This window comes from Kitasatospora sp. NPDC053308 (assembly GCF_055585785.1).
Genome location: NZ_JBVJJY010000008.1, coordinates 339,648 through 346,423, shown reverse-complemented (window position 1 = coordinate 346,423; position 6,776 = coordinate 339,648). Strand labels below are relative to the sequence as shown.

Below are 6,776 nucleotides of genomic sequence, written 5' to 3'. Positions count from 1 at the left end.
GAAGCTAAGCCTCACAGCGCCGATGGTACTGCAGGGGGGACCCTGTGGGAGAGTAGGACGCCGCCGAACAATCATTCCAAAAAGCCCCTTCCCGGTCCGGGAAGGGGCTTTTTGCTGTCTGCGTTGCCGCGCGTTCAGAGCTTCAGCTTGAAGCCGAGGTGCGACTGCACGAACCCGAGCCGTTCGTAGAAGCGGTGCGCGTCGGTGCGGGTGGCGTCGGAGGTGAGCTGCACGAGGTCGGCGCCGAGTTCGCGGGAGCGTTCGACGGCCCACTGGATCAGGAGGGTGCCGAGCCCGGTGCCGCGTTCGTCGGCATGGATGCGGACGGCCTCGATGATCGTGCGGGTGGAGCCCTTGCGGGCGAGGCAGGGGACGACGGTGAGTTGGAGGGTGCCGATGGTCCGGCCGGCGCGCTCGGCGACGACGAGGTGCTGGTGCGGGTCGCTGTCGATGCGGGCGAAGGCGGCCCGGTAGGGGGTGAGGTCGTCGGGGCTTTCGCGGGTCGCGCCCAGTGGGTCGTCCGCGAGCATCGCCACGATCGCGGGGAGGTCCGCCTCGATGGCTCGGCGGATGGTCAGATCGGTCCTGTCGCTCATGATCAGAGAATAGGAGCCATCGGGAGGCCGGCCCCCACCTGTCTACGCCCGTAGCACCCCCTCACGTCCCTTCTGAGGGCCTGTGGGGAGGCCGACGGCCGGGAGGTGAGCCGGTGTCACTCCCCGGGCTTCGTCCTGGTGATGACGGCGAAGACGGCGCCGTGCGGGTCGGACAGCCGGGCGAGGCGCCCGACACCGTGGACGTCCGTGGCCGGGAGCCGTACGGTCGCGCCGAGGGTGGCGGCGATGGCGACGCCGGCGTCGGGGTCGGGGACCTCGAAGTACGGGAGCCAGTGCGAGCCGGTGCCGACGGCGGTCGGTCCGGGGTCGAGCTGCACGATGCCGCCGTGAGCGTCGTCGGTGCTACCGCCCGCCGGGGTGAGGACGGTGTAGACCGAGCCCTCGAACGGGACGTCCTGTTCCTGCCAGTCGAAGACCGTGCGGTAGAAGGACTTGGCGGCTTCGGCGTCGATGCTGTGGCACTCGGCCCAGGAGAGGCTGCCCTCCGCGGCGACGAGGTCGAGGCCGCGGGTGTCGTGCGGTTGCCAGACGGCGAAGTCGGCGCCGGTGGGGTCGGTGTAGCCGGCCATCCGGCCCGCCGTGAAGACGTCGAAGGGGGCGAACCGGACGCGGCCGCCGGCCTGCTCGACCCGTTCGGTGGTGCGGTCGGCGTCGACGGTGGCGAAGTACAGCGTCCAGCAGGGCGCGGAGCCCCTCTCGGGGAGCGGGCCGAGGGCGGCGACCGTCCGGCCGTCGAGCGTGAAGAAGCCGTAGCCGCCGGACGCGGGGCCGGCCGAGTCGTAGGTCCAGCCGAAGAGCGCGGTGTAGAAGTCGACGGAGGCCTGGGTGTCGGGGCTGCTCAGGTCGAGCCAGTCCGGGGAGCCGGGGCGGAAGGCGGTGGTGAGCATGTCGGCACTGCTCCTCGGACGGCGGTCGGCCCCGGCCGGGCGCGATCGGCGGCCCCCCTTTCCCTCCCTCACAGCCTGGCACTTCGGCGCGGACGCCGCGCGGCAGGCCCCGGCCCCGTGCCGGGGCGGCTCCGCGACGCCGGAGCCGGGCCCCGGGGCTGTGGGCTTGTCAGGGCAGGACGGTACGGTGCGTAGCGGAATCATCCACCCGTACCGGTCGAAGGGGGCCCGGTGAGCAAGCAGGCGCCGTCGGGGCAGCAGCCGCGCCAGCTCGCGCAGGTCGAGGGCGTGCTGGAGCGGATCACCTACGCCAATGAGGAGACCGGCTACACGGTGGCCCGGGTGGACACCGGCCGCGGCGGGAACGACCTGCTGACCGTGGTGGGCGCGCTGCTGGGGGCGCAGGTCGGGGAGTCGCTGCGGCTGCACGGACGGTGGGGCTCGCACCCGCAGTACGGGCGGCAGTTCACGGTGGAGAACTACACGACGGTGCTGCCGGCCACCGTCCAGGGGATCCAGCGGTACCTGGGCTCGGGGTTGATCAAGGGGATCGGGCCGCGGTTCGCCGAGCGGATCGTGGAGCGGTTCGGGGTGGACACCCTGGAGGTGATCGAGAACGAGCCGGGCCGGCTGATCGAGGTGCCGGGGCTGGGGCCGAAGCGGACGAAGAAGATCGCGGCGGCCTGGGAGGAGCAGAAGGCCATCAAGGAGGTGATGGTCTTCCTGCAGGGCGTCGGGGTGTCGACCTCGTTGGCTGTGCGAATCTACAAGCAGTACGGCGACGGTTCGATCGGCGTGGTGAAGAACGAGCCGTACCGGCTGGCCTCGGACGTGTGGGGCATCGGCTTCCTGACGGCGGACCGGATCGCCCAGGCGGTGGGGATCCCGCACGACAGCCCGGAGCGGGTCAAGGCCGGGCTGCAGTACGCGCTGTCGCAGAGCAGCGACCAGGGGCACTGCTTCCTGCCGGAGGAGCGGCTGATCGCGGACGGCGTGAAGCTGCTGCAGGTGGACGTCGGGCTGGTGATCGACTGCCTGGCGGAGCTGGTGGCGACCGAGGGGGTGGTGCGGGAGCCGGTGCCGGGGGAGGGCGGTGAGCCGATCACCGCGGTGTACCTGGTGCCGTTCCACCGGGCGGAGATCTCGCTGGCCAACCAGCTGCTGCGGCTGCTGCGTGCGGACACCGACCGGATGCCCTGGTTCACCGACGTGGACTGGCCGGTGGCGCTGGACTGGCTGGCGAAGCGGACCGGGGCGGAGCTGGCGCCGGAGCAGGAACAGTCGGTGCGGCTGGCGTTGACCGAGCGGGTCGCGGTGCTGACGGGCGGTCCGGGGTGCGGCAAGTCGTTCACGGTGAAGTCGATCGTGACGCTGGCCCTGGCGAAGCGGGCCAAGGTGGTGCTGGCGGCGCCGACCGGGCGGGCGGCGAAGCGGTTGTCGGAGCTGACCGGGGTGGAGGCCTCGACGGTGCACCGGCTGCTGGAGCTGAAGCCGGGCGGGGACGCCGCGTACGACCGGGACCGGCCGCTGGACGCGGACCTGGTGGTGGTCGACGAGGCCTCGATGCTGGACCTGATCCTGGCGAACAAGCTGGTCAAGGCCGTTCCGATGGGTGCTCACCTGCTGTTCGTCGGGGACGTGGACCAGCTGCCGTCGGTGGGGGCCGGGGAGGTGCTGCGGGACCTGCTGGCGCCGGGCGGCCCGATCCCGTCGGTGCGGCTGACCCGGATCTTCCGGCAGGCGCAGCAGTCCGGGGTGGTGACCAACGCGCACCGGATCAACGAGGGCAAGCCGCCGTTGACGGAGGGTCTGGCGGACTTCTTCCTGTTCGCGGAGGACGACGCGGAGCTGGCGGCCGGGCTGACGGTGGACGTGGTGGCGCGGCGGATCCCGCGGAAATTCGGTTTCGACCCGCGCCGGGACGTCCAGGTGCTGGCGCCGATGCACCGCGGTCCGGCGGGCGCGGGGAACCTGAACACGCTGCTGCAGGCGGCGGTCACGCCGGCCCGGGAGGGGCTGGCCGAGCGGCGGTTCGGCGGCCGCACCTTCCGGGTGGGGGACAAGGTCACGCAGATCCGCAACAACTACGACAAGGGGCGCAACGGGGTCTTCAACGGCACAGTGGGAGTGGTGACCGCCCTCAGTGCGGACGACCAGCGGTTGACGGTGCTCACCGACGAGGACGAGGAGGTGGGGTACGACTTCGACGAACTGGACGAGCTGTCGCACGCGTACGCGGTGACCATCCACCGCTCGCAGGGCAGCGAGTACCCGGTGGTGGTGATTCCGGTCACCATGTCCGCTTGGACGATGCTCCAGCGGAACCTGCTCTACACCGCTGTGACCAGGGCACGGAAACTCGTGGTGCTGGTCGGGTCACGCAAGGCGATCGCGCAGGCCGTGCGGGCCGTCAGCGCAGGTCGGAGGCATACCGCGCTCGCTCATCGGCTGACTACTGGATGATTATCCAACAGGATGGTTGCCTCTAATGTTCTCTTGACGTGAAGAGATTTACGGCAGAGCCTAGGGTGGTGCCGATCTTGTCCGGTTCGTACCGGCTGCGGCTGCAGGTTTTGTAGGGGCGGGCCCTTTCGGGCCACCCCGGGTGCGCGGCTGTCCTCCGGATGGGGGATGGTAGAGACAGTCAGGGCACCTTGGAAGAGGATTCATTTCGTCGGTGAGGAAGACGTGAGCGACAACTCGGTAGTACTGCGGTACCAGGACGGCGAGTACGAGTACCCCGTCGTCGAGAGCACTGCGGGCAACGCCGGCTTCGACATCTCGAAGCTGCTCCCGCAGACCGGCCTGGTCACCCTGGACAACGGCTTCGGTAACACCGCCGCGTACAAGTCCGCGATCACCTTCGTGGACGGCGACAACGGCATCCTGCGGTACCGCGGCTACCCGATCGAGCAGCTCGCCTCGCAGGGCGGGTTCATCGAGACCGCGTACCTCCTGATCAACGGTGAGCTGCCGAACGCGGACCAGCTGGCGGAGTTCAACCGCGAGATCACCCAGCACACCCTGCTGCACGAGGACGTCAAGCGCTTCTTCCAGGGCTTCCCGCGGGACGCCCACCCGATGGCCATGCTGTCCTCGGTCGTCGGCGCGCTGTCCACGTTCTACCCGGAGAGCCACAACCCCTTCGACGCGGCCCAGCGCCACCTGTCGACGGTCCGCCTGCTCGCCAAGCTGCCGACCATCGCCGCGTACGCGTACAAGAAGGCGATGGGCCAGCCCTTCGTCTACCCGCGCAACGACCTGAGCTACGTCGAGAACTTCCTGCGGATGACCTTCGCGGTCCCCGCCGAGGACTACGAGCTCAACCCGGTCGTGGTCAACGCCCTGGACAAGCTGCTCATCCTGCACGCGGACCACGAGCAGAACTGCTCGACCTCCACCGTGCGCCTGGTCGGCTCCAGCCACGCCAACCTGTTCGCCTCGATCTCGGCCGGCATCTCGGCCCTGTGGGGCCCGCTGCACGGCGGCGCCAACCAGGCCGTGCTGGAGATGCTGGAGAGCATCCAGAAGGACGGCGGCGACGTCGACGCCTTCATCACGAAGGTCAAGAACAAGGAAGCCGGCGTCAAGCTGATGGGCTTCGGCCACCGGGTCTACAAGGCGTTCGACCCGCGTGCCGCCCAGGTCAAGCAGCTCGCGCACGAGGTGCTCGGCCAGCTCGGCAAGAGCGACGAGCTGCTGGAGATCGCGCTCAAGCTGGAGGAGCACGCCCTCAAGGACGACTTCTTCATCTCGCGCAAGCTGTACCCGAACGTGGACTTCTACACCGGCCTGATCTACCGCGCCATGGGCTTCCCGACCAGCATGTTCACCGTGCTGTTCGCGCTCGGCCGGCTGCCGGGCTGGATCGCCCACTGGCACGAGATGATCAACGACCCGACCAGCCGGATCGGCCGTCCGCGCCAGATCTACACCGGCACCGCGATCCGCGACTACGTGCCGCTCGACGGGCGCTGACCCGGGCGGAAGCCGACAAGGGGCCCGGCCGCTGCCAGAGCGGCCGGGCCCCTTCGTGTCCCCGCGCGGCCCGCGGAGGGGTCGTGCGGGGACGGAACCGTACGGCGCACGACTCCGGGGCCGGCCGCGACCGGGGACGGCCGCTCAAAGCGTCCCCAGCCCGCCACAACCCCGGCGCCGTGCGCGAAGGCCGTCGAGGACGACGACCGTTCCCGGGGCCCGCCGGAGCCCCGTCGGCGGCAGCCGACGCGAGCGCGGGGACGCGTTGCCGTTCATCGCGTCCTCGCCCGTCGGAAAAAACTGCCGCACTACCAACCTAAGACGTATCAGGGTGCGAGAAGTTACGCCCGGGGGGTGTGAGCTGCCTCTCGCCACGCTCCGTGTGCGGGTCGTACCCGGCCCATACCACACCGCCTCCCGCGCGGGACGTCACCCTCCCCGCAGTCACGGCAACCGAGCGTGATAGGAATCGTGGCATTCCGGTACGGACCGTCGCGCACACTCGCAGCGCGGCGGCGGAACTGGGGAGGGAGTGCGCAGATGGCCAGGAACGTCGTCGTCACCGGCGGTGGCACGGGAATCGGGTACGAAGTCGCGCGGCGGTTCGCCGAGCTGGACGACCGCGTGGTGATCGTGGGCCGCCGCCGGGCGGTCCTGGAGAAGGCCGCGGCCGATCTCGGCCCGAACGTCACCCCACTGGTGTGCGACCTCGCGGACCCGGACGACGTCGAGGCGGCGGTGCGCCAACTGCCCGAGCGGATCGACGTGCTGGTCAACAACGCCGGCAGCCGGGAGACCGTGGTCGGCGGCGGCCCGCACGCCCTGCTGGCCCGCTGGCGCGGCGACTTCGAGCGCAACGTGCTGACCGTGGTGCTGCTCACCGAGTCGATCCGCGACCGGCTCACCCCGGGCTCCGGCCGGGTGATCACCATCAGCTCCATCGCCGCCCTGCGCGGGGCCGGCTCCTACGGCGCGGCGAAGGCCTCCCTGCACGCCTGGAACCATTTCCTGGCCGCCCAGTTGGGCACCTCGGGCATCACCGCCAACATCGTCGCGCCGGGGACGGTCAGCGGCACGGAGTTCTTCGGGCCGCGACTGGACGAGGCCGAGGTCGCCCGGCGGGCCGCCCGCACCCTGCTCGGCCGGATCGGCGAGACCGGTGAGGTCGCGGCGGCGGTGCACTTCCTCGCCTCGGCCGAGGCCGGATTCATCACCGGCGAGATCCTGCACTGCAACGGCGGCGAGCTGCTGGGGCGTTGAGGCCCGAAACACGGCGAGGGGTCCGGACCGGTGG

The 6,776-nt window shown here is 70.5% G+C and carries 5 protein-coding genes and 1 rRNA gene; 4 read left to right on the top strand and 2 right to left on the bottom strand.

Translation table 11 applies throughout. The features are described from left to right. Window positions 1-69, top strand: a 5S ribosomal RNA gene (gene rrf, locus ACZ6Y7_RS20895); the annotation flags it as partial. Window positions 70-134: 65 nt separating this feature from the next. Here the strand turns inward: rrf and ACZ6Y7_RS20890 are convergent. After that, window positions 135-596, bottom strand: a complete 462-nt coding sequence (locus ACZ6Y7_RS20890) for a GNAT family N-acetyltransferase (RefSeq protein WP_465759384.1) — start codon at window positions 594-596, stop codon at window positions 135-137. Between the two features lie 116 nt (window positions 597-712). Then, window positions 713-1,504 (bottom strand): VOC family protein, encoded by a 792-nt coding sequence (locus ACZ6Y7_RS20885; protein WP_465759383.1) that lies wholly within the window; start codon window positions 1,502-1,504, stop codon window positions 713-715. A gap of 231 nt (window positions 1,505-1,735) precedes the next feature. Here ACZ6Y7_RS20885 and recD2 point away from each other — a divergent pair, with 231 nt between their 5' ends. The 3 genes from recD2 to ACZ6Y7_RS20870 all read left to right on the top strand — a co-directional run bounded on the left by recD2 (window position 1,736) and on the right by ACZ6Y7_RS20870 (window position 6,742). Further along, entirely contained in the window at window positions 1,736-3,967 is a 2,232-nt protein-coding gene (gene recD2 / locus ACZ6Y7_RS20880; protein ID WP_465759382.1) for an SF1B family DNA helicase RecD2, read from the top strand. 225 nt (window positions 3,968-4,192) lie between these two features. Next, window positions 4,193-5,482, top strand: coding sequence for a citrate synthase (locus ACZ6Y7_RS20875; RefSeq protein ID WP_465759381.1), 1,290 nt, complete (start codon window positions 4,193-4,195; stop codon window positions 5,480-5,482). A 540-nt stretch (window positions 5,483-6,022) separates the two neighbouring features. Then, window positions 6,023-6,742 (top strand): SDR family NAD(P)-dependent oxidoreductase, encoded by a 720-nt coding sequence (locus ACZ6Y7_RS20870; protein ID WP_465759380.1) that lies wholly within the window; start codon window positions 6,023-6,025, stop codon window positions 6,740-6,742. Window positions 6,743-6,776 lie beyond the last annotated feature (34 nt).